At 67.7% G+C, this 18,283-nt stretch carries 16 protein-coding genes and 1 riboswitch; of the genes, 13 read left to right on the top strand and 3 right to left on the bottom strand.

What is annotated here, in order from left to right; translation table 11 throughout:
• The coding region (gene def, locus AC3WJB_RS15185; protein ID WP_492683008.1) for a peptide deformylase at positions 1–451 on the top strand (451 nt) is incomplete at its 5' end.
• Between the two features lie 19 nt (positions 452–470).
• On the opposite strand, the gene pyrF is transcribed toward def, so the two are convergent.
• Both pyrF and ettA read right to left on the bottom strand, forming a co-directional pair.
• A complete protein-coding gene (gene pyrF / locus AC3WJB_RS15180) occupies positions 471–1,304 on the bottom strand; it encodes an orotidine-5'-phosphate decarboxylase (protein WP_492683006.1) in 834 nt (277 codons plus the stop codon).
• A 34-nt stretch (positions 1,305–1,338) separates the two neighbouring features.
• Complete coding sequence (ettA, locus tag AC3WJB_RS15175; RefSeq protein ID WP_492683004.1) at positions 1,339–3,000, bottom strand: energy-dependent translational throttle protein EttA; 1,662 nt, start codon at positions 2,998–3,000, stop codon at positions 1,339–1,341.
• 208 nt (positions 3,001–3,208) lie between these two features.
• On the opposite strand from ettA, the gene glyA reads away from it, so the two are divergent.
• From glyA to AC3WJB_RS15120, 11 genes are all read left to right on the top strand, one after another.
• Positions 3,209–4,477 (top strand): serine hydroxymethyltransferase, encoded by a 1,269-nt coding sequence (gene glyA / locus AC3WJB_RS15170; protein WP_492683002.1) that lies wholly within the window; start codon positions 3,209–3,211, stop codon positions 4,475–4,477.
• A gap of 178 nt (positions 4,478–4,655) precedes the next feature.
• Positions 4,656–5,156 carry a transcriptional regulator NrdR gene (nrdR, locus tag AC3WJB_RS15165; protein ID WP_492683000.1) on the top strand — a complete coding sequence of 167 codons (501 nt, stop codon included), beginning with the start codon at positions 4,656–4,658 and terminating at the stop codon, positions 5,154–5,156.
• A gap of 76 nt (positions 5,157–5,232) precedes the next feature.
• Entirely contained in the window at positions 5,233–6,456 is a 1,224-nt protein-coding gene (gene ribD, locus AC3WJB_RS15160; protein ID WP_492683233.1) for a bifunctional diaminohydroxyphosphoribosylaminopyrimidine deaminase/5-amino-6-(5-phosphoribosylamino)uracil reductase RibD, read from the top strand.
• Between the two features lie 196 nt (positions 6,457–6,652).
• Positions 6,653–6,847, top strand: a riboswitch (FMN riboswitch).
• 124 nt (positions 6,848–6,971) lie between these two features.
• Positions 6,972–7,613 carry a riboflavin synthase gene (locus AC3WJB_RS15155; protein ID WP_492682998.1) on the top strand — a complete coding sequence of 214 codons (642 nt, stop codon included), beginning with the start codon at positions 6,972–6,974 and terminating at the stop codon, positions 7,611–7,613.
• A gap of 122 nt (positions 7,614–7,735) precedes the next feature.
• Positions 7,736–8,827 (top strand): 3,4-dihydroxy-2-butanone-4-phosphate synthase, encoded by a 1,092-nt coding sequence (ribB, locus tag AC3WJB_RS15150; RefSeq protein WP_492682996.1) that lies wholly within the window; start codon positions 7,736–7,738, stop codon positions 8,825–8,827.
• Positions 8,820–9,791 carry an LD-carboxypeptidase gene (locus AC3WJB_RS15145; RefSeq protein ID WP_492682994.1) on the top strand — a complete coding sequence of 324 codons (972 nt, stop codon included), beginning with the start codon at positions 8,820–8,822 and terminating at the stop codon, positions 9,789–9,791. Before ribB ends, AC3WJB_RS15145 begins: the two co-directional genes overlap by 8 nt.
• Before the next feature lie 136 nt (positions 9,792–9,927).
• The gene (gene ribH, locus AC3WJB_RS15140; protein ID WP_492682992.1) at positions 9,928–10,392 is read left to right on the top strand and encodes a 6,7-dimethyl-8-ribityllumazine synthase; all 465 of its coding nucleotides are present in this window, start codon (positions 9,928–9,930) and stop codon (positions 10,390–10,392) included.
• Positions 10,389–10,835, top strand: coding sequence for a transcription antitermination factor NusB (nusB, locus tag AC3WJB_RS15135; RefSeq protein ID WP_492682990.1), 447 nt, complete (start codon positions 10,389–10,391; stop codon positions 10,833–10,835). Before ribH ends, nusB begins: the two co-directional genes overlap by 4 nt.
• A gap of 108 nt (positions 10,836–10,943) precedes the next feature.
• Positions 10,944–11,918, top strand: coding sequence for a thiamine-phosphate kinase (thiL, locus tag AC3WJB_RS15130; protein WP_492682988.1), 975 nt, complete (start codon positions 10,944–10,946; stop codon positions 11,916–11,918).
• Positions 11,915–12,442, top strand: a complete 528-nt coding sequence (locus AC3WJB_RS15125; protein ID WP_492682986.1) for a phosphatidylglycerophosphatase A family protein — start codon at positions 11,915–11,917, stop codon at positions 12,440–12,442. Before thiL ends, AC3WJB_RS15125 begins: the two co-directional genes overlap by 4 nt.
• Positions 12,443–12,695: 253 nt before the next feature.
• The gene (locus AC3WJB_RS15120; protein WP_492683231.1) at positions 12,696–14,150 is read left to right on the top strand and encodes a DHA2 family efflux MFS transporter permease subunit; all 1,455 of its coding nucleotides are present in this window, start codon (positions 12,696–12,698) and stop codon (positions 14,148–14,150) included.
• Positions 14,151–14,155: 5 nt separating this feature from the next.
• On the opposite strand, the gene ahr is transcribed toward AC3WJB_RS15120, so the two are convergent.
• Positions 14,156–15,163 carry an NADPH-dependent aldehyde reductase Ahr gene (gene ahr / locus AC3WJB_RS15115; protein ID WP_492682984.1) on the bottom strand — a complete coding sequence of 336 codons (1,008 nt, stop codon included), beginning with the start codon at positions 15,161–15,163 and terminating at the stop codon, positions 14,156–14,158.
• Positions 15,164–15,362: 199 nt separating this feature from the next.
• On the opposite strand from ahr, the gene AC3WJB_RS15110 reads away from it, so the two are divergent.
• Positions 15,363–18,122, top strand: coding sequence for a type I restriction endonuclease subunit R (locus tag AC3WJB_RS15110; RefSeq protein ID WP_492682982.1), 2,760 nt, complete (start codon positions 15,363–15,365; stop codon positions 18,120–18,122).
• The last annotated feature ends 161 nt before the right edge of the window (positions 18,123–18,283 follow it).

Genomic DNA, 18,283 nt, shown 5'->3' with positions numbered 1-18,283 from the left:
GCTCGAGGCCCTGATCGCCGACATGTTCGAGACGATGGAAGCGGCCGATGGCGTCGGCCTGGCCGCGCCGCAGATCGGCGTCGACCTGCAACTGGTGATCTTCGGCTTCGAGCGCAACGAGCGTTACCCCGATGCGCTTGCGGTACCGCGCACCATCCTGCTCAACCCGGTGGTCACTCCCCTGTCCAAGGACATGGAAGAAGGCTGGGAGGGATGCCTGTCCGTGCCCGGCCTGCGCGGCGCGATCAACCGCTACAGCATGATCCGCTACGAAGGCATCGATCCGCATGGCGAGCGCATCGGCCGCGCCGCCGAGGGTTTCCACGCCCGCGTCGTGCAGCACGAATGCGACCACCTGATCGGCCGCCTGTACCCCTCGCGCATCACCGATTTCTCCAAGTTCGGCTACACCGACGTGCTGTTTCCAGCGGAGCTCGCGCCCGAAGCCTGAGCGCACGCCGCACGCACGTTCAATGGTTGCGGTAGTGGTTGATGGTGTCGCGCAATCGCCGTGCGGCGGCGCGCGCGGCTTGGGCGAAATCCTCGCCATGGCCGGCGTAGAGGATGGCGCGGGATGAACTGATCATCAGGCCCTCGCCGCCGGCAGTCTGGCCCTGGCGGACCACGGCTTCCACGTCGCCGCCCTGGGCGCCGACGCCGGGCACCAGCAGCGGCATCGGGCCCACGATCGCGCGTACCTCACCCAGTTGCTCGGGCCAGGTGGCGCCGACCACCAGCACGCAGTTGCCATTGGCATTCCAGTCGCGCGCGATGCGGGCGGCCAGGTGCTGGTAGAGCGGGCGCGGCGCGGCGCCGGCTTCGGTCACCGGCAGGTCCTGCAGGTCGCTGGCGCCGGGGTTCGAGGTGTGGCACAGGATGATCACACCCTTGTCGGCGTGGTCGAGGAACGGTTGCACCGCATCGCGCCCGAGGTACGGATTCACCGTGACCGCGTCGGCGCGGTAGCGCTCGAATGCCTCGCGCACGTAATGCTGCGCGGTGGAGCCGATGTCGCCGCGCTTGGCGTCGAGGATGACCGGGATGCCCGGATGCCGCGCATGGATGTGCGCGACCAGGCGTTCCAGCGTGTCCTCGGCGCGCAGCGCGGCGAAGTGCGCGAACTGCGGCTTGAACGCACACACGAGGTCGGCGGTGGCGTCGACAATGGCGCTGCAGAAGGTGAAGACGGCATCGGGCGCGTCGCCCAGCTGTGCCGGAAACTTCGCCGGATCGGGGTCGAGCCCGACGCACACCAGCGAATCATTGCGCCGCCAGGCATCTTGCAGGGTTTGCATGAAGCGCATCGGTGTCTCCCGTCATGCGAAAGCCGGCCTTGCCTCAGGCCAGCTTCTTGTACCTGACGCGCTGCGGACGCGCGCCTTCCTCGCCCAAGCGGCGCTTCTTGTCGGCCTCGTACTCGTTGTAGTTGCCAGGGAAGAATTCGACGTGTGAGTCGCCCTCGAAGGCAATGATGTGGGTGGCGATGCGGTCGAGGAACCAGCGGTCGTGTGAGATCACCATCGCGCAGCCTGGGAATTCCAGCATCGCGTCTTCCAGCGCGCGCAGGGTCTCCACGTCGAGGTCGTTGGACGGCTCGTCGAGCAGCAGGACGTTGCCGCCCTGCAGCAGGGTCTTGGCCAGGTGCAGGCGGCCGCGTTCGCCGCCGGAGAGGTTGCCCACGATCTTCTGCTGGTCGGTGCCCTTGAAGTTGAAGCGGCCAATGTAGGCGCGTGACTGGATCTCGAAGTTGCCGATGGTGAGGATGTCCAGCCCCCCCGAAATCTCCTGCCACACGTTGTTCTTGTCGTTGAGCATGCCGCGCGACTGGTCGACGTAGGCAAGCTTGACCGTATGGCCGATCTTCACCTCGCCGGAGTCGGGTCGCTCCTTGCCGATGATCATCTTCATCAGGGTGGACTTGCCGGCGCCGTTCGGGCCGATCACGCCGACGATGGCACCCGGCGGCACCTTGAAGGAGAGGTCGTCGATCAACAGGCGGTCGCCGAACGACTTGCTGACGTGCTTGAACTCGATCACCTCCTGGCCCAGGCGCTCGCCCGGCGGGATGAAGATCTCGTTCGTCTCGTTGCGCTGCTGGTACTCGACCGAGTTGAGTTCCTCGAAGCGGTTGAGGCGCGCCTTGCCCTTGGACTGGCGACCCTTGGCCGCCGAGCGTACCCACTCCAGCTCCTTGGCGATCGCCTTCTGCCGCGATTTCTCCTGGTTCGCTTCCTGCTTCAGGCGCGCATCTTTCTGCTCCAGCCATTCGGAGTAGTTGCCCTTCCACGGGATGCCGCGGCCGCGGTCGAGTTCCAGGATCCACTCGGCGGCGTTGTCGAGGAAGTAGCGGTCATGGGTGACCGCCACCACGGTGCCGGGATACTCGTGCAGGAACTGCTCCAGCCAATCCACCGATTCGGCGTCGAGATGGTTGGTTGGCTCATCGAGCAGCAGCATGTCGGGCTTGGACAACAGCAGGCGGCACAGCGCCACGCGGCGCTTCTCACCACCGGAGAGCGGCCCGATCTTGGCGTCCCACGGCGGCAGGCGCAGCGCGTCGGCGGCCACTTCCAGCTGGCGCTCCAGCGCATGGGCGTCGTTTGCGGCCAGGATGCCTTCCAGCTTCTCCTGTTCCTTGGCCAGTGCGTCGAAGTCGGCGCCGTCCTCGGCGTAGGCGGCGTAGACCTCCTCCAGGCGCTTTTGCGCGTCGAGGACCACGGATACGCCTTCCTCCACCGCCTCGCGCACGGTCTGCTCGGGATCGAGCTGCGGCTCCTGGGCGAGGTAGCCCACCTTGATGCCCGGCTGCGGGCGCGCCTCGCCCTGGAAGTCGGGATCCACGCCGGCCATGATCTTCAGCACGGTGGACTTGCCGGCGCCGTTCAGGCCGAGCAGGCCGATCTTGGCGCCGGGGAAGAACGACAGCGAGATGTCCTTGATGATGTGGCGCTTGGGCGGGACGATCTTGCTGACCCCGTTCATGGTGTAGATGTATTGCATGGGGACTCCGTGGGACGGGTGCGCCGGCTTGGGCGCACGGCGTCGAAAACCCAACTGGGCAGTATAGCTGGTTGTGCCTCGTCGCGGCCGCGAACGCGCCGGGCCGAGGGCGGTGATTGGCGCGCGCAGCGGCGCCAGCGCTGGCCGCGGCAGCACCCGGGAGCTACACTGCAAAGCTCCATCCTGTGCGCGGTGCATCGAGGTCGACATGTTTTCCAGGGAGTGCAAGATTGCCGGCTACGACGACGAATTGGCTGCCGCGATCGCGGCCGAGGGCCGGCGCCAGGAAGACCACGTCGAGCTGATCGCCTCGGAAAACTATGCCAGCCCGCGCGTGATGGAGGCGCAGGGTTCCAAGCTCACCAACAAGTACGCCGAAGGCTATCCCGGGCATCGCTACTACGGCGGCTGCGAACACGTCGATGTCGCCGAGCAACTGGCGATCGATCGCGTCAAGCAATTGTTCGGCGCCGACTACGCGAACGTGCAGCCGCATTCGGGCTCGCAGGCGAACCAGGCGGTGTATTTCGCGCTGCTGTCTCCCGGCGACACCATTCTCGGGATGTCGCTCGCGCATGGCGGCCACCTGACCCACGGCGCCAAGCCGAACATTTCCGGAAAGTTGTTCCACGCCGTGCAGTACGGCGTGAACGAGCACGGCCTGGTGGACTACGACGCGGTCGAGCGCCTCGCCGTCGAGCACAAGCCGAAGATGATCGTGGCCGGCTTCAGCGCGTATTCGCAGGTCATGGATTGGGCGCGCTTCCGCGCCATTGCCGACAAGGTGGGTGCTTATCTGTTCGTGGACATGGCGCACGTGGCCGGCCTGGTCGCGGCCGGGGTGTATCCGAGCCCGCTGCCGCATGCGCACGTGGTGACCTCCACCACGCACAAGACGCTGCGCGGCCCACGAGGCGGCTTCATCGTGGCATCGCGCGCCGCCATGGGTGAGGCCGCCGAGGACATCGAGAAGAAGCTGCAGTCCATTGTCTTCCCTGGCCTCCAGGGTGGGCCGTTGATGCACGTCATCGCCGCCAAGGCGGTGGCGTTCAAGGAAGCGCTGGAGCCGGCGTTCAAGGCCTACCAGACCCAGGTGGTGAAGAACGCCAAGGCCATGGCCCGCACCTTCATGGCGCGCGGCTACAAGATCGTCTCCGGCGGCACCGAGGACCATCTCATGCTGCTCGATCTCATCGGCCGCGGTGTCACCGGCAAGGACGCGGAGGCGATGCTGGGCGCGGCGCACATCACGGTGAACAAGAACGCCGTGCCGAACGACCCGCAAAAGCCGTTCATCACTTCCGGCCTGCGCATCGGCACGCCTGCGGTCACCACCCGTGGCTATGGCGAGGCGGACGTGGTCGAGCTGGCCGGGTGGATCTGTGACGTGCTCGATGCAGCGGGCGCCGAGGCCGTGACCGCGCGGGTGCGCGACAAGGTCGTCGCCCAGTGCCACAAGTTCCCGGTGTATGGCTGAGCGAGGCGGGAATCGGGGCGGGGGAATCGGTCAAGCCGCGCTGTCGGCAGTTGCGTGTTTCCGCCGATCCTCGATTTCGGGCACCCGTTTCGTCGAGCTAAGGGCAGGGCAAATTGCGGGATGGGCAGCGGCGTGCTTGCCCCGCCTCACGATTCCCGACCATCGCTTTCCGTAACCCATGCATTGCCCGTTCTGCCAGCACGACGATACCCGCGTCATCGACTCGCGCCTCGCCGACGATGGCGGCAGTGTGCGCCGTCGCCGCGAGTGCCCGCGCTGCGGCGAGCGCTTCAACACCTTCGAGACGGCCGAACTCAAGTTGCCGACGATCGTCAAGAGCGGCAAGCGTCGCGAGGCGTTCGACGAGCACAAGCTGCGTGTTGGGTTTGAGCGTGCGTTGCAGAAGCGCCCGGTCAGCGGCGATGCCGTGGACGCGGCCGTACTCGCCATCATCAACGACCTGCGCCGCGGCACCGAACGCGAAGTGTCCTCGCGCCAGGTCGGCGAGTTGGTCATGCGCGAGCTGAAGCAGCTCGATCACGTGGCTTACGTACGCTTCGCCTCGGTGTACCGGAAGTTCGAGGACATGCAGGCGTTCCGCGAGGAAATCGAGCGTTTGGAGCGTGACCTGCCTGGCCTGGAGAGCTTGCAGTTGCCGCTGCTGGGTGACAAGGAGTGAGACGCCAGGCCGCGGGCCATCCGCTGCCGGGGACCGTTGGCGCATGACCGGCTTTTCCGCCCTGGACCATCTGCACATGGCGCATGCGTTGCGCCTGGCCGGGCGCGGCCTGTATACGACCCAGCCCAATCCGCGGGTTGGCTGCGTGATTGCCCACGGCGCCGAGGTGGTCGGTGTCGGCTGGCACCAGCACGCTGGCGAGCCACATGCCGAAGTCCTGGCATTGCGTGCGGCCGGCGCGCGCGCGCGCGGCGCCACCCTCTATGTGACCCTGGAGCCGTGCGCGCACTATGGGCGCACCCCGCCATGCGCGCTGGCCGTGGTCGAGGCCGGGGCGGCGCGGGTGGTCGCGGCAACCGGGGACCCCTCGCCAAAGATTGCCGGGCGCGGCTTTGCCATGTTGCGCAGCGCCGGTATCGAGGTCGAGGTCGGCTTGCTGGCCGCCCCCGCGCGCGAGCTGAATCCAGGCTTTTTCAGCCGCGTCGAGCGTGGTCGCCCCTGGCTGCGCTTGAAGCAGGCCATGAGCCTGGACGGCCGGACGGCCCTGGCCAATGGCCGGTCGCAATGGATCACCGGCGCGGCCGCCCGCGCCGACGTGCAACACTGGCGCGCCCGCAGCTCGGCCATCCTCACCGGCAGCGGCACCGTCCTCGCCGACGATCCCCGCTTGACCGTCCGCCTCCCGCACTTCCTCCCCGCCGCGCCTGCTGTCGCTGACTCCGCAACTCCTGGTGCCGACGGACTTGAGACTGCCGGGAAAGGCCTCCTCTCCGCTGGCTCCGCCGGGGGAGAGGGTGAGGGGGCGGACTTCCCGGGTGCCGCGTCAGGTCCAAACCACGGAGTTGACTTCATGCCGCCGCTCCGCGTGGTGCTCGACGGCCGCCTGCGCACGCCCGCCGCCAGCCACGTACTCGACGGCAGCGCGCCAACCCTGCTCGTGCATGCCGTCGGCGCGGCTTGTACCGACGAGCGCTTCGCCCGGGTCGAGCGAACCGTCGTGCCCGCCCACGATGGGCGACTGGATCTCCCTGCGGTCCTGGCGCTGCTCGGCGCGCGCGGCTGCAATGAGGTGCAGGTCGAGGCCGGCCCGACCCTGGGCGGGGCGCTGTTTGCCGCCGGCCTGGTCGATGAGCTGCTGCTCTATGTGGCGCCGCTGCTGCTCGGCGATGCGGCGCTGCCGCTCCTGCATTTGCCGTCGCTGGCCGACATGGCGGGGCGCTGGCATCTGCGACTGGTCGAGCAACGCATGCTCGGCACGGACTGGCGCCTGCGCTTGCGCCCCCGACCGCCGACCCCGTAGCGCCGGGGATTTGCTAGGGGCGCGCTGCGCTGTCGCCCTTCTAGATCAAGAGCTCGAAGGGCTTTCGGCTGCCGAAGGCGCACGAAAGCTCTTGAGCTTGTCGGTAGGGCCCAGGAGGCCCAAGCCATGTGGTGCGCGGCTGGGAGTGCGGCGCAGTGTTAGACTGCGCGCGTCGGTCGGGTGTGTGACCGATGTTCAACGTCTTCAGGGCGGGGCGAAACTCCCCACCGGCGGTAGGTCGGGCGGCACGGCCGCTCGATGAGCCCGCGAGCGCCGGCAACCAGGCCCGTCATGGCCAGGTTGCGGGGTCAGCAGATCCGGTCAAATGCCGGAGCCGACGGTTGGCAGCGGCATGCCGCTACCGCACAGTCCGGATGAAGAGAAGACGGTCGGGCATGCGCGCTCGCGTGTCCGGTTGCGCGCCCTGGGACGTCGGTTGTTTGCGTCTGCGCGGGGTGTCGCATGAAGTCCATTGCCGATGCTTGTCCAGTCGTCAGTAGCGCGAGGTGCCGTTGATGTTCACCGGCATCGTTCGCGGCGTGGGCCGGGTGCTGGGCCTGGAACGGCGCGGCGGTGACGCGCGGCTGCAGGTCGAGGCGGGCGCGCTTGGCGGGGACGACGTCCAGCCCGGCGATTCCATTGCCGTGGGCGGGGTGTGTCTGACCGTGGTGGAGTGGCGACAGGCCACGGCCGGTTTCGACGTCTCCGTCGAAACCTTGTCGCACACCACCCTGGGCCGGCTTGTCGCCGGCGATACGGTGAACCTGGAGCCCGCGTTGCGCCTGGCGGACCGCCTGGGCGGCCATCTTGTGTCCGGCCACGTGGATGGGGTGGGCACGGTGCTGTCGATCACGGCCGATGCGCGTTCCCAACGCTGGACCTTCGAGCTGCCGGCCGGCCTGCAAAAATACGTGGCCAGCAAGGGTTCGATCTGCATCGATGGCGTGAGCCTCACGGTGAACGAAGTCGCTGGGCGGCGTTTTGGCGTGAACCTGATCCCGCATACGGTCGAGCACACCACGTTTCGGCTCCGGCGTGCCGGTGACCCGGCGAACATCGAGGTCGACCTGCTTGCGCGCTACGTCGAGCGCCTGCTTGGCAGCGGCGAAGCACCGTCACTGGACGAGGCCTTCCTCGAACGACACGGCTACATGTGAACCCCACCAGCATGCCAGCCGCGGCCGCAACCAGATCTTCTTGCCCGCGAATCAGCAAACGGAAGGCGTCGGGCTCCAGCCGGCGCTGGAATGACGATACTCCCTGAACTCCGGAACCTCCCATGCCATTCAACACCATCCCCGAAATCATCGACGACATCCGCGCCGGCCACATGGTCGTCATCCTGGATGACGAGGGCCGGGAGAACGAGGGCGACTTGATCATGGCCGCGGTCAAGGTCCGCGCCGAGGATGTCAACTTCATGGTGCGCGAGGCGCGCGGCCTCCTGTGTCTGACCTTGACCGAGCAGCGCACCCATCAGCTCGGCCTGCGGCCCATGGTGAGCGAGAACACCTCGGCGCAGCACACCAATTTCACCGTATCCATCGAGGCCGCCACTGGCGTCACCACGGGCATCTCGGCGCACGACCGCGCGCGTACCATCCAGGTGGCGGTGCAGCCGGAGGCCGGCGCCGCCGACTTGAACCAGCCTGGCCACGTGTTCCCGCTCACGGCGCAGCCTGGCGGCGTGCTGGTACGGGCAGGCCATACCGAGGCGGGCTGCGATCTCGCCGCGCTGGCCGGATTGGAGCCGGCCGCGGTGCTGATCGAGGTGATGCGCGACGACGGCACGATGGCACGGCGCCCGGACCTGGAAGTCTTTGCCGCCAAGCATGGATTGAAGATCGGCTCCATCGCCGACCTGATCCGCTATCGGCTGGAGACGGAGAGGACCGTGCACCGGGTGTATGAGGAGGACGTACTCACGGACCTTGGCCCGTTCCACCTCGTGGTCTACCGCGACACGCTGCGCGGCGAGTTGCACTTTGCGCTGACCCGCGGCGCGCTGGCCGACGCGGCTCCGCTGCTGTGCCGCGTCCACGTGCGCAACACCTTGTCCGACGTATTGCACATGCAGCGCGACGAGCTGGGCGCTACGGTCAGCAGCGCGCTGCGGCGGATTGCCGAAGCCGATCGTGGTGTCTTGCTGGTGCTGGCCGGTGATGACTCGGCCGCGACCGTGCTCGCACGACTGGCGCGCCAGCCGGTTGCCTGCGTCGCCGCAGCGGCGCAGCAGCGTGCCTGGCGTGAGCTTGGCGTGGGCGCGCAGATCCTGGCGGACCTCGGCGTGCGTCGCCTGCGCGTCATGGGCACGCCGCGCAATTTCGTGGGCCTGGCCGGCTTTGGGCTGGAGGTCGTCGAATATGTCTGAGCTGCCGCCCGCGCCCCTGCACGGTGTCCACATCCACCTGGTGGCTCCCTCCGGCTACGCGCCCGACCCGGTCGTGATGACCCGTGGCGTGGCGCGCCTGCGCACGGCCGGTTGCGAGGTGAGCGGACTGCAGGTGCTCGGGCGCAGCGACCTGCGCTTTGCCGGCAGCGATGCCGAGCGCGCGGCGGACATCAACGGCCTGGCCACGCTCCCCGAGCTGCCCGACCTCGTGCTGGCGATGCGTGGCGGCTATGGCGCCACGCGGTTGCTGCCGCAGCTGAACTACGCGGCGCTGCGCGAGCGCCTGGCCGGTACCTCCACCGCGCTGGTCGGGCACAGTGATTTCACCGCGCTGCAGCTTGCGCTGCACGCGCGCAGCGGCTTGTGCACCTTCAGTGGCCCGCTGCTGGCCGACCTGGGTGCGGAGCCCTTGGATGAACCTACCTGGCGACAGCTCTGGGCCACGCTGACCGCGCCGGAAATGACGGTGGCCTGGGCCACGACGGCCGGGCGTGAGGTCGACGTGCGCGGGCCGCTGTGGGGCGGCAACCTGGCGGTGCTGTGCAGCCTGCTGGGCACGCCGTATTTCCCGGCGATCGAGGATGGCATCCTGTTCGTCGAGGAGCTCGGCGAACCGCCGTTCCGCATCGAACGCTGGCTGTACCAGTTGCAGCTCGCCGGCGTGCTTGGCCGCCAGCAGGCCTTGGTCCTGGGCACGTTCGAACACTGCCGGCCGGGGCCGCGTGACCACGGCTACGACCTCGCCGCGGCGTTTGCGCAGATTGGCCGGGTGGCGGGCATCCCGTTGGTGGACGGCTTGCCGCATGGGCACGCGGGGCGCCAACTCACGCTGCCGTTTGGGGCGCCGGCGCGGCTGCGGGTGGCTGGTGGCGGCGCGCAGCTCGAGTGCAGCGGCTATCCGCATCTGGCGCGCGCCGCGCCGGAACCACCACCGGGGCCGTAGTGCCGGCCATATGGTCGCCGCCGCCAGCGTCCCCGTGCCGGGGCTCCTCTGTGCCGCGTCCGGCCACCCGCAAGCAGGGGCGGGGTCAAACCCGTAAAATGTCCGGCCACACGGCACACCGCCAAGGAACAGCGCAATGAAGATCATCGAAGGCGACTTTGCCGCGGCCCCGGGGCGCTACGCGCTGGTGGCGGCGCGCTTCAACGGATTCGTGGTCGAGCCGCTGGTGGCGGGAGCGCGCGACGCGCTGTTGAGGCATGGCGTCAAGGAGGCATCGATCGAGCTGGTGCGCGTGCCTGGCGCCTGGGAACTGGCACCGGTGGTGGGCAAGCTGGCGGCTTCCGGGCGTTATGCGGCGATCGTCGCGCTGGGCGCGGTGATCCGCGGGGCAACGCCGCATTTTGATTTCGTGGCTGGGGAGTGCGCCAAGGGCCTGGCCCGCGTGGCGGCGGATTCGGGCGTGCCGGTCGCCTTTGGTGTGCTCACCACGGACAGCATCGAGCAGGCCATCGAGCGCGCCGGGACCAAGGCCGGGAACAAGGGCGCCGATGCCGCCATGGCCGCGTTGGAGATGGCCAGCCTGTACCGTCAGCTGGGATGAGCCGCGATCCGCAGGCGCTGGATCCGGCGGCGCGCTCGCGTTCCCGTCGCCGTGCCCTGCAGGCGCTGTACGCCTGGCAGATGAGCGGCAACGCCATGACCGCGGTGATCCAGCAGTTCGAGCACGAGCAGGACATGCAAGTGGCCGACCTCGAATATTTCGAGGACTTGCTGCGCGGCGTCGAGCGCCATGTCGCGCTGCTGGACGCGGCCTTGCGCCCGCATTTGGACCGCGAGGTCGAACAGGTCGATCCGATCGAGCGCGCGGTATTGCGCATGGCCGCCTATGAGCTGAAGTTCCGGCTCGATGTGCCGTATCGGGTGGTGATCAACGAGGCCATTGAGGTCACCAAGCGTTTTGGCGCCGACCATGGCCACAGCTATGTCAACGGCGTGCTGGATGCGCTGGCCGGCGACTTGCGCACATTGGAAAAAACCGGTTGACTGCCCTGGTGATGGCCTGCGGCGTGTCGGCGATGCGCCGGTCGCGGCGGTTCACGCTGTTGCCAGGCATGCTTTGACTCCCGGAGGCGCGCCGCGGCGCGGCAAGTGATGGGCACCGAATTCGACTTGATCGCCATGATCCGGGATCGCACCCAGGTGCCGCGTGCGGACGTCGCCGTGGGCATGGGCGACGACGGCGCTGTGGTCCGCGTCGCGGCAGGCCAGGAGCTGGTGGTGGCGCTCGACACCATGGTCGAGGGCGTGCACTTCCTGTCCGGTACGGCGGCGGCCGCGCTGGGCTGGAAGGCGCTGGCGGTGAACCTGTCGGACCTGGCGGCGATGGGTGCGACACCGGCCTGGGCCCTGCTGGCCCTGACTTTGCGCCGGGCGGACGCCGCTTTCGTGCAGGAATTCGCCGAGGGTTTCGCGCGACTGGCGCGTGAATACCAGGTGGCCTTGATTGGGGGGGACACCACCAGCGGTCCGCTCAGCATCAGCGTTGCCGTGCATGGCCTGGTGCCGGCAGGCGGTGCCTTGTTGCGTTCCGGAGCCCGGGTAGGCGACCTGGTGCTCGTGACCGGCACGCTGGGGGATGGCGTTGCTGGCCTGTACGCGCTGCGTGATCCGCCGCGCGATACGCCGGAGCGGGCGGCGTTGCGCAAGCTGCTGGTCGAGCGCCTGGAGTGGCCGGTGCCACGCGTGGCTGCCGGCATCGCCCTGCGCGGCCTGGCCAGCGCCTGCATCGACGTTTCCGACGGCCTGCTGGGCGATCTCGGCCACATCTGCACCGCCAGCGGCGTCGGCGCCGAGCTCGACGCCACGCTGCTGCCGCGTTCGCGTGCACTGCGCGAATTGCACGGCGAGAATGAATCACTGGAGTTTGCCCTGACCGGCGGGGACAACTACGAGTTGTGCTTCACCGTCGCGCCGGAGCATCTGCAGCAGGTGCTGGCCGACCTGGGGCGGGTCGGTTGCGGGGTCACCTGGATTGGGCGCATCGTGGCTGGCAGCGAGGTGCGCGTGCGCGACGGACACGGTGGCTGGCTTACCCCAAGCACGCACAGCTGGGAACATTTTGCGTGAGCGCCCGCACGACGCTCAGCGCGCAGCAGCGGAGGCGTCTGCTGGCAAGTCCGGCCGGCTGGCTGGCCTGCGGCTTCGGGTCCGGCCTGGCGCCGGTGGCACAGGGCACGTCTGGTTCGCTTGCCGCGCTGCTGCCCTGGCTGGTCCTGCGCGAGCTGGCCTGGCCGTGGTACCTGTGCGTCTTGCTGCTCGCCTTTGGCGTCGGCGTATGGGCCTGCGGCGTCGCGGGCCGTGCGCTGCAGGTGGCCGACCACCGCAGCATCGTCTGGGACGAATTCGTGGGCCAATGGGTGGCCCTGCTGCCGCTGTTGCTGCCGGGATGGCTGCCCGCGGGGCATGCCGCCCTCGCCTGGTCGATGCTGGCCGGCTTTGCCCTGTTCCGCCTGTTTGACGTGTGGAAGCCGTGGCCGATCCGCTGGCTCGATCGGCAGGTGAAGGGAGGCTTGGGGGTGATGGTCGACGACCTGCTGGCCGGCGTCTTTGCCGCGCTCGTGCTCGTCTTGCTGGTGACATGGGTGGCCTGACTGCGCGTGCCGCACGGATGCGCCGTGGCGTGCACGGCGGTGCCGGCAGGTGCAGGATGACGCGATGACACGCATGACGCCAAGGTATCGGCACGCACCGGCGGCGGCACCCGTCACGCCGGACGACGGCGTGGGCGGCGCGGGCCGCTGACGTGCGGCGGGCCGCGTGAACGCCATCGCCAGGCCCCCGCATGGCCCGTTCCAGCCCGCCAGTTTGCCGCTGGCGACCCTCGGCCTGTCGCTGGCCACGTTCATGCAGGTGCTGGATCTCACGATCGCCAACGTCTCGTTGCCGACGATCGCCGGCAATCTGGGCGCGAGTCAGGACCAGTCGGTGTGGGTCATCACCTCGTTCACGGTCGCCAACGCGATTGCGCTGCCGCTGACCGGGTTTCTCGCGCGCACGTTTGGCGAGGTGAAGACGTTTGTCTGGGCCACGGTGATGTTCACCCTGTGCTCGCTGCTCTGCGGCCTGTCCGAAAGCCTCGGCATGCTGGTGTTTTTCCGCGCCGTGCAGGGTGCGATGGCCGGGCCGATGTATCCGTTGACGCAGAGCCTGCTGGTGTCGATCTACCCGCCCGCCAAACGGGGCATGGCGCTGGCGATCCTGGGCATGGTCACCGTCGTGGCGCCCATTGCCGGCCCGGTTCTGGGCGGCTGGATCACCGGCAATTATTCCTGGGAATGGATCTTCTTCATCAACGTGCCGATCGGCATCTTTGCCGCCATGGTGGTTGCCGGGCAATTGCGCGGGCGGCCCGAGGACATCGACAAGCCGCGTATCGACTGGGTCGGCCTCATCACCTTGATCCTCGGCGTGGGCTCGCTGCAGATCATGCTGGACAAGGGCAACCAGCTCGACTGGTTCCAGTCCAACACGATCGTCGTGCTGGCCATCGTGGCGACGATTTCGCTGGCGATCTTCCTGATCTGGGAGCTGACCGACCGCGAACCCATCGTCAACCTGCGGCTGTTCCGGCACCGCAATTTTGCCGCCGGCACGCTGATCCTCGTGCTGGCCTATGCGGTGTTCTTCTCCATCGGGCTGCTGATACCGCTGTGGCTGCAGAACACGGTGAATTACACGCCCGTGTGGGCAGGACTGGCGACCGCGCCCATCGGCGTCATCCCGGTGCTGCTGACGTTCTGGGTCGGCAAGTATGGCCCGCGGGTGGACTTGCGCTGGCTCGCGTCGTTTGCCTTCATCGTGATGGGCCTGACCTGCTTCATGCGCGCGGTGTTCACCACCGAGGTGGATTTCTACCACGTGGCGATCGCGCAGCTGCTGCAGGGCCTCGGCGTGGCCTTGTTCTTCATGCCGATCCTGACGATCCTGCTGTCCGACCTGTCCGGGCGCGAGGTGGCCGACGGCTCGGGCACGGCGACGTTCCTGCGCTCACTGGGTGGCAGTTTCGCCGCCTCGATCACGACCTACCTGTGGACACGGGGCGGCGTGGTCAACCACGCCAACCTGGTCGAGCACATCAATCCCTACAGCAGTGACGTGCGCGACAGCATTGCGGCCAGCGGCGGCAGCCTGCAGCAGTACGCGGCGGAGATGAACCAGGTGATCACCCAGCAGGCGGCGCAGATTTCCTTCAATCACCTGTTCACCGCCATGGGCGTGATCTTCATCGCCCTGGTGGCGGTGGTGTGGCTGGCCAAGCCGCCGTTCATCGGCCGCAGCCGGGCGCCCGGCGGGCATTGAGCGCCTCAGGCGTCGAGCACGATGCGGTAGCGCGCCTTGCCGGCCTGCAGGTGGGCGAGCGCCTCGTTGACGTGGTCCATCGGGAAGTGTTGGACCTGCGGGCGGATGGCATGGCGCGCGGCGAACGCGAGCATCTGCGCGATATCGGCCGGGGAGCCCGTCGGGGAGCCGGAGACGTCGCGCTGCCCGCTGATCAAGGCGAACGCGGGTACCGGGATCGGTTCCGGCACGACCCCGACCACGTGCATGCGGCCGCGCTTGTCCAGGGTCTGCAGCAGGGCGTCCCAGTCCATCGCCGCGTTGACCGTCACGATCAGCAGGTCGAGTGAGCCGGCCGCGGCACGCAGCGCCCTCGCATCGCGACTGGCCACCACATGGTGCGCGCCGAAACCGCGCGCCTCGTCCGCTTTGCCCAGGTTGGAGGTGAACGCGGTGACTTCGCAGCCCCAGGCGGCGGCAAACTTGAGCGCCAGGTGGCCGAGGCCGCCGATGCCGACCACGCCGACGCGTGCCGTGGGCAGGATGCGGTATTCGAGCAGCGGCTTGAACACGGTCATGCCGCCGCACAGCAGCGGCCCGGCGCTCGCCTGGTCGATGCCTTCGGGCAGTGGGATCGTCCACGCCCAGTGCGCGCGGACCTTGTCCGCAAAGCCGCCGTGATGGCCGACGATGGTGGGCACCGATGCATCGCACAGCACCTGGTTGCCGGACAGGCAGCGCTGGCAATGCATGCAACTCTCGGCGGTCCAGCCGACGCCGACCGCCTGGCCGATGTGCAGGCCCTTGGCGTTGGCGCCGAGTGCGCTGACCGTGCCGATGACTTCGTGCCCGGCAATGAGTGGGTACTGCGCGTTCTGCCACTCATTGCGAACCATCGACAGGTCGGAATGGCACACGCCGCAGTATTTGACCGCGACCTCGACGTCATCGGCGGCGAGCGGTCCGGCGTCAAACGTGGTGAGCTCGAGCGGCGCATCGGCTGCACTCGCCATCCAGCCATGAATCTCGGACATCGCGAACTCCCGTACAGTGGAACGCGCACATCAGCCGTAGCTTGATGCAGACTACGTTGTGCATTGGCCATTATCGCGCGCCACGTGCAGTGCGTGCGCGCCGAGTGGCCGACCTGACCATGGCGTTGGCGCGGCAACGATCCAGGGCTCCGGCTATTCTTGGCGCGACCCTCGCGGTGAACGAGGGATGGAGCAGGGGATGCCCGACGCACCGGAACAACAAGCCCGCGCCAGGATCGACGCGCTGCTGACGGCGGCGGGCTGGGCGATCCAGGACATGGCCGACTTCAACCGCAACGCGGCCGAAGGCGTCGCGGTGCGTGAGTTCCATCTGGAAAGCGGCCCCTGCGATTACCTGCTGTTCGTCGGCGGCAAGGCCGCGGGAGTCATCGAGGCCAAGAAGGCCGGCGTCACCCTTTCCGGCGTGGCCGAGCAGGCCGCGCGCTACAAGCTGGCGGTGCCAGCGCACCTCGCCCGCTGGAACGACTTCCTGTACTTCGACTACGAATCCACGGGCGACGAAACCTATTTCTGCGACAGTCGCGATCCGCACCCGCGCTCGCGGCGCGTGTTCGCCTTCCACCAGCCGCGCACGCTGCACGCGTGGCTGCAGGAACGGGAGACCCTGCGCGCCCGCCTGACCGCGATTCCGCCGGTCGATCCGCACGGCCTGCGCGACTGCCAGGTGGATGCCATCCGCGGCCTTGACCAATCGCTGGCCCACGCCCGCCCACGCGCCCTGATCCAGATGGCGACCGGCGCCGGCAAGACCTTCACCGCCTGCACCTTTTCGTGGCGGCTGCTGAAACACGCCAAGGCTCACCGCATCCTGTTCCTGGTGGACCGCAACAACCTCGGCGACCAGACGCTGAAGGAGTTCCAGAACTTCGACGCGCCCGGCAGCGGCCGCAAGTTCACCGACACCTATATCGTCCAGCACCTGCACGGCAGCCACATCGACCCGGACGCCAAGGTGGTCATCACCACCATCCAGCGCCTGTACGCCATGCTGCGCGGCCGGGAGCTTTCGGAAGAGGACGAGGAACGCTCCGGCTTCGAGACCGAAACCAGCGATGACGGCGAAATCCCGCCGATCGCCTACAACCCGGCGGTGCCGATCGAAACCTTCGACTTCATCGTGGTGGATGAGTGCCACCGTTCCATCTACGGCCGGTGGCGGCAGGTGCTGGATTACTTCGACGCCTTCCTGATCGGCCTCACCGCCACCCCCAGCAAGCATACGTTGGCGTTCTTCAATGCCAACCTGGTGTCTGAATACAGCTATGAGCAATCCGTGGCCGACGGCGTCAACGTCGGCTTCGAGGTGTTCCGCATCCAGACCGAAGTGAGCGAGCAGGGCGGCACCGTCGAAGCCGGCTACGCCGTGCCGATCCGTGATCGCCGCACCCGCGCCCTGCGCTACAAGGAGCTGGACGAGGATCTCGCCTTCGCCAAGGAACAACTCGACCGCTCCGTGACCGTACCGGCGCAGATCCGCGCCGTCCTGAAGTGCTACCGCGACCGGCTGTACACCGACCTGTTTCCGGGCCGCAGCGGTGAATGGGTGCCCAAGACCCTGGTCTTTGCCAAGGACGACAACCACGCCGAGGAAATCGTCACCGCGGTGCGCGAGGTGTTCGACGCCGGCAACGACTTCGCCAAGAAGATCACCTACCGCACCGGCGATGACCCCAAGGCGCTGATCAAGGCCTTCCGCGTCGATCCGTTCCCGCGCATCGCCGTCACCGTGGACATGATCGCGACCGGCACCGACATCAAGCCGGTGGAATGCCTGATCTTCATGCGCGACGTGAAGTCCGCCGGCTACTTCGAGCAGATGCGCGGCCGCGGCGTGCGTTCCATCGACAAATCCGACCTGCACCAGGTCACGCCCGACGCGAGCGGCAAGGACCGCTTCGTGCTGATCGACGCGGTCGGCGTCACCGAAAGCCAGAAGACCGTCAGCCAACCGCTGGAGCGCAAGCGCAGCATCGCCTTCGACAAGCTGATCGACCAGATCGCGCAGGGCCGGCATGACGACGACGCCATTTCCAGCCTGGCCGGTCGGCTTGCTGCGCTGGATCACAAGATCGACGACGAAGACCGTTCGCGCATCGCGCAGGCATCGCGCGGCGCTTCGCTGAAATCGATCACCAGCGGCCTGTTGAACGCCATCAGTCCTGACCTCGTCGAAGCCAGGATCATCGAACGTCACGGCAGTTTGGAAGCTGCGACCAAGGCGCAGGCGCAGGCCATTGCCGATGAGTTGAAAGACACCGCCTGCGCGCCGCTGGACGACCCGAAACTGCGCAACCTGCTGAAGGACATCAAGCAGAAGACCGACATCGTGATCGCCGAGCGCACGCCCGACCAAGTCACCAGCGCGGGCTATGACCTGAAGTACGCCGGCCAGCGCGTCGAATCCTTCAAGCAGTTCATCGAAACGCACAAGAACGAACTGCTGGCGCTGCAGATCCTCTACGGCCAGCCGTACGCCAAGCGCCACCTCACCTACGCGTCCATCCGCGAACTGGCGCAGCGCCTGGCGGACCCACCCTATCGCCTGACCACCGCCGATGTGTGGCAGGCCTACAAGCGGCTCGAAGCCTCACTGGTGCGTGGTTCACCGTCCGACAAGGTCCTCACCGACATCATTTCGCTGGTGCGCTTTGCCACCGGCCAGGCCGACGTGCTGGAACCCTACTCCGTCCGCGTCGAGCAGAAATTCAACCTGTGGATCGGCCGCCAGATCAAGGCCGGGCGCAGCTTCAGCGAGGAACAGATGAACTGGTTGAAAGCCATCCGCGACTACCTCGCGGCGAATGTCGAGATCGCCCCTGCCGATCTGCAGCGCGATACGCCGTTCAGTGCGTGGGGCGGCGTGGTGGCCGCGCGGAAATTGTTTGGGGAAGGGTTGATCGGGATGCTGGATGAGATGAGCGAGGCGCTGGCGGCATGACACTCATCGCTGCGCTTGTTTCTTCGCTCGTCATTCCCGCGAAGGCGGACTGCGTTGGCAGGATTGCCAACGCGAACGCCGCAGGCGGCCCGAAGGGCGAGCGCCATGGATGGCGTGAGTCAGTCCAGTGACTTTGCAGATCACCTCAATGCCCGAAAGGC

The sequence above is a fragment of the Rhodanobacter sp. FW510-R10 genome (assembly GCF_058781105.1).
This window is presented reverse-complemented; position numbering and strand designations above follow the sequence as displayed.

What these genes read in the sequence shown, in the direction of transcription:
- pyrF (WP_492683006.1), bottom strand. Translation starts at nt 1,304, where the DNA reads ATGCGCTTCATGCAAACCCTGCAAGATGCCTGGCGGCGCAATGATTCG.
- ettA (WP_492683004.1), bottom strand. Translation starts at nt 3,000, where the DNA reads ATGCAATACATCTACACCATGAACGGGGTCAGCAAGATCGTCCCGCCC.
- glyA (WP_492683002.1), top strand. Translation starts at nt 3,209, where the DNA reads ATGTTTTCCAGGGAGTGCAAGATTGCCGGCTACGACGACGAATTGGCT.
- nrdR (WP_492683000.1), top strand. Translation starts at nt 4,656, where the DNA reads ATGCATTGCCCGTTCTGCCAGCACGACGATACCCGCGTCATCGACTCG.
- ribD (WP_492683233.1), top strand. Translation starts at nt 5,233, where the DNA reads ATGGCGCATGCGTTGCGCCTGGCCGGGCGCGGCCTGTATACGACCCAG.
- AC3WJB_RS15155 (WP_492682998.1), top strand. Translation starts at nt 6,972, where the DNA reads ATGTTCACCGGCATCGTTCGCGGCGTGGGCCGGGTGCTGGGCCTGGAA.
- ribB (WP_492682996.1), top strand. Translation starts at nt 7,736, where the DNA reads ATGCCATTCAACACCATCCCCGAAATCATCGACGACATCCGCGCCGGC.
- AC3WJB_RS15145 (WP_492682994.1), top strand. Translation starts at nt 8,820, where the DNA reads ATGTCTGAGCTGCCGCCCGCGCCCCTGCACGGTGTCCACATCCACCTG.
- ribH (WP_492682992.1), top strand. Translation starts at nt 9,928, where the DNA reads ATGAAGATCATCGAAGGCGACTTTGCCGCGGCCCCGGGGCGCTACGCG.
- nusB (WP_492682990.1), top strand. Translation starts at nt 10,389, where the DNA reads ATGAGCCGCGATCCGCAGGCGCTGGATCCGGCGGCGCGCTCGCGTTCC.
- thiL (WP_492682988.1), top strand. Translation starts at nt 10,944, where the DNA reads ATGGGCACCGAATTCGACTTGATCGCCATGATCCGGGATCGCACCCAG.
- AC3WJB_RS15120 (WP_492683231.1), top strand. Translation starts at nt 12,696, where the DNA reads ATGCAGGTGCTGGATCTCACGATCGCCAACGTCTCGTTGCCGACGATC.
- ahr (WP_492682984.1), bottom strand. Translation starts at nt 15,163, where the DNA reads ATGTCCGAGATTCATGGCTGGATGGCGAGTGCAGCCGATGCGCCGCTC.
- AC3WJB_RS15110 (WP_492682982.1), top strand. Translation starts at nt 15,363, where the DNA reads ATGCCCGACGCACCGGAACAACAAGCCCGCGCCAGGATCGACGCGCTG.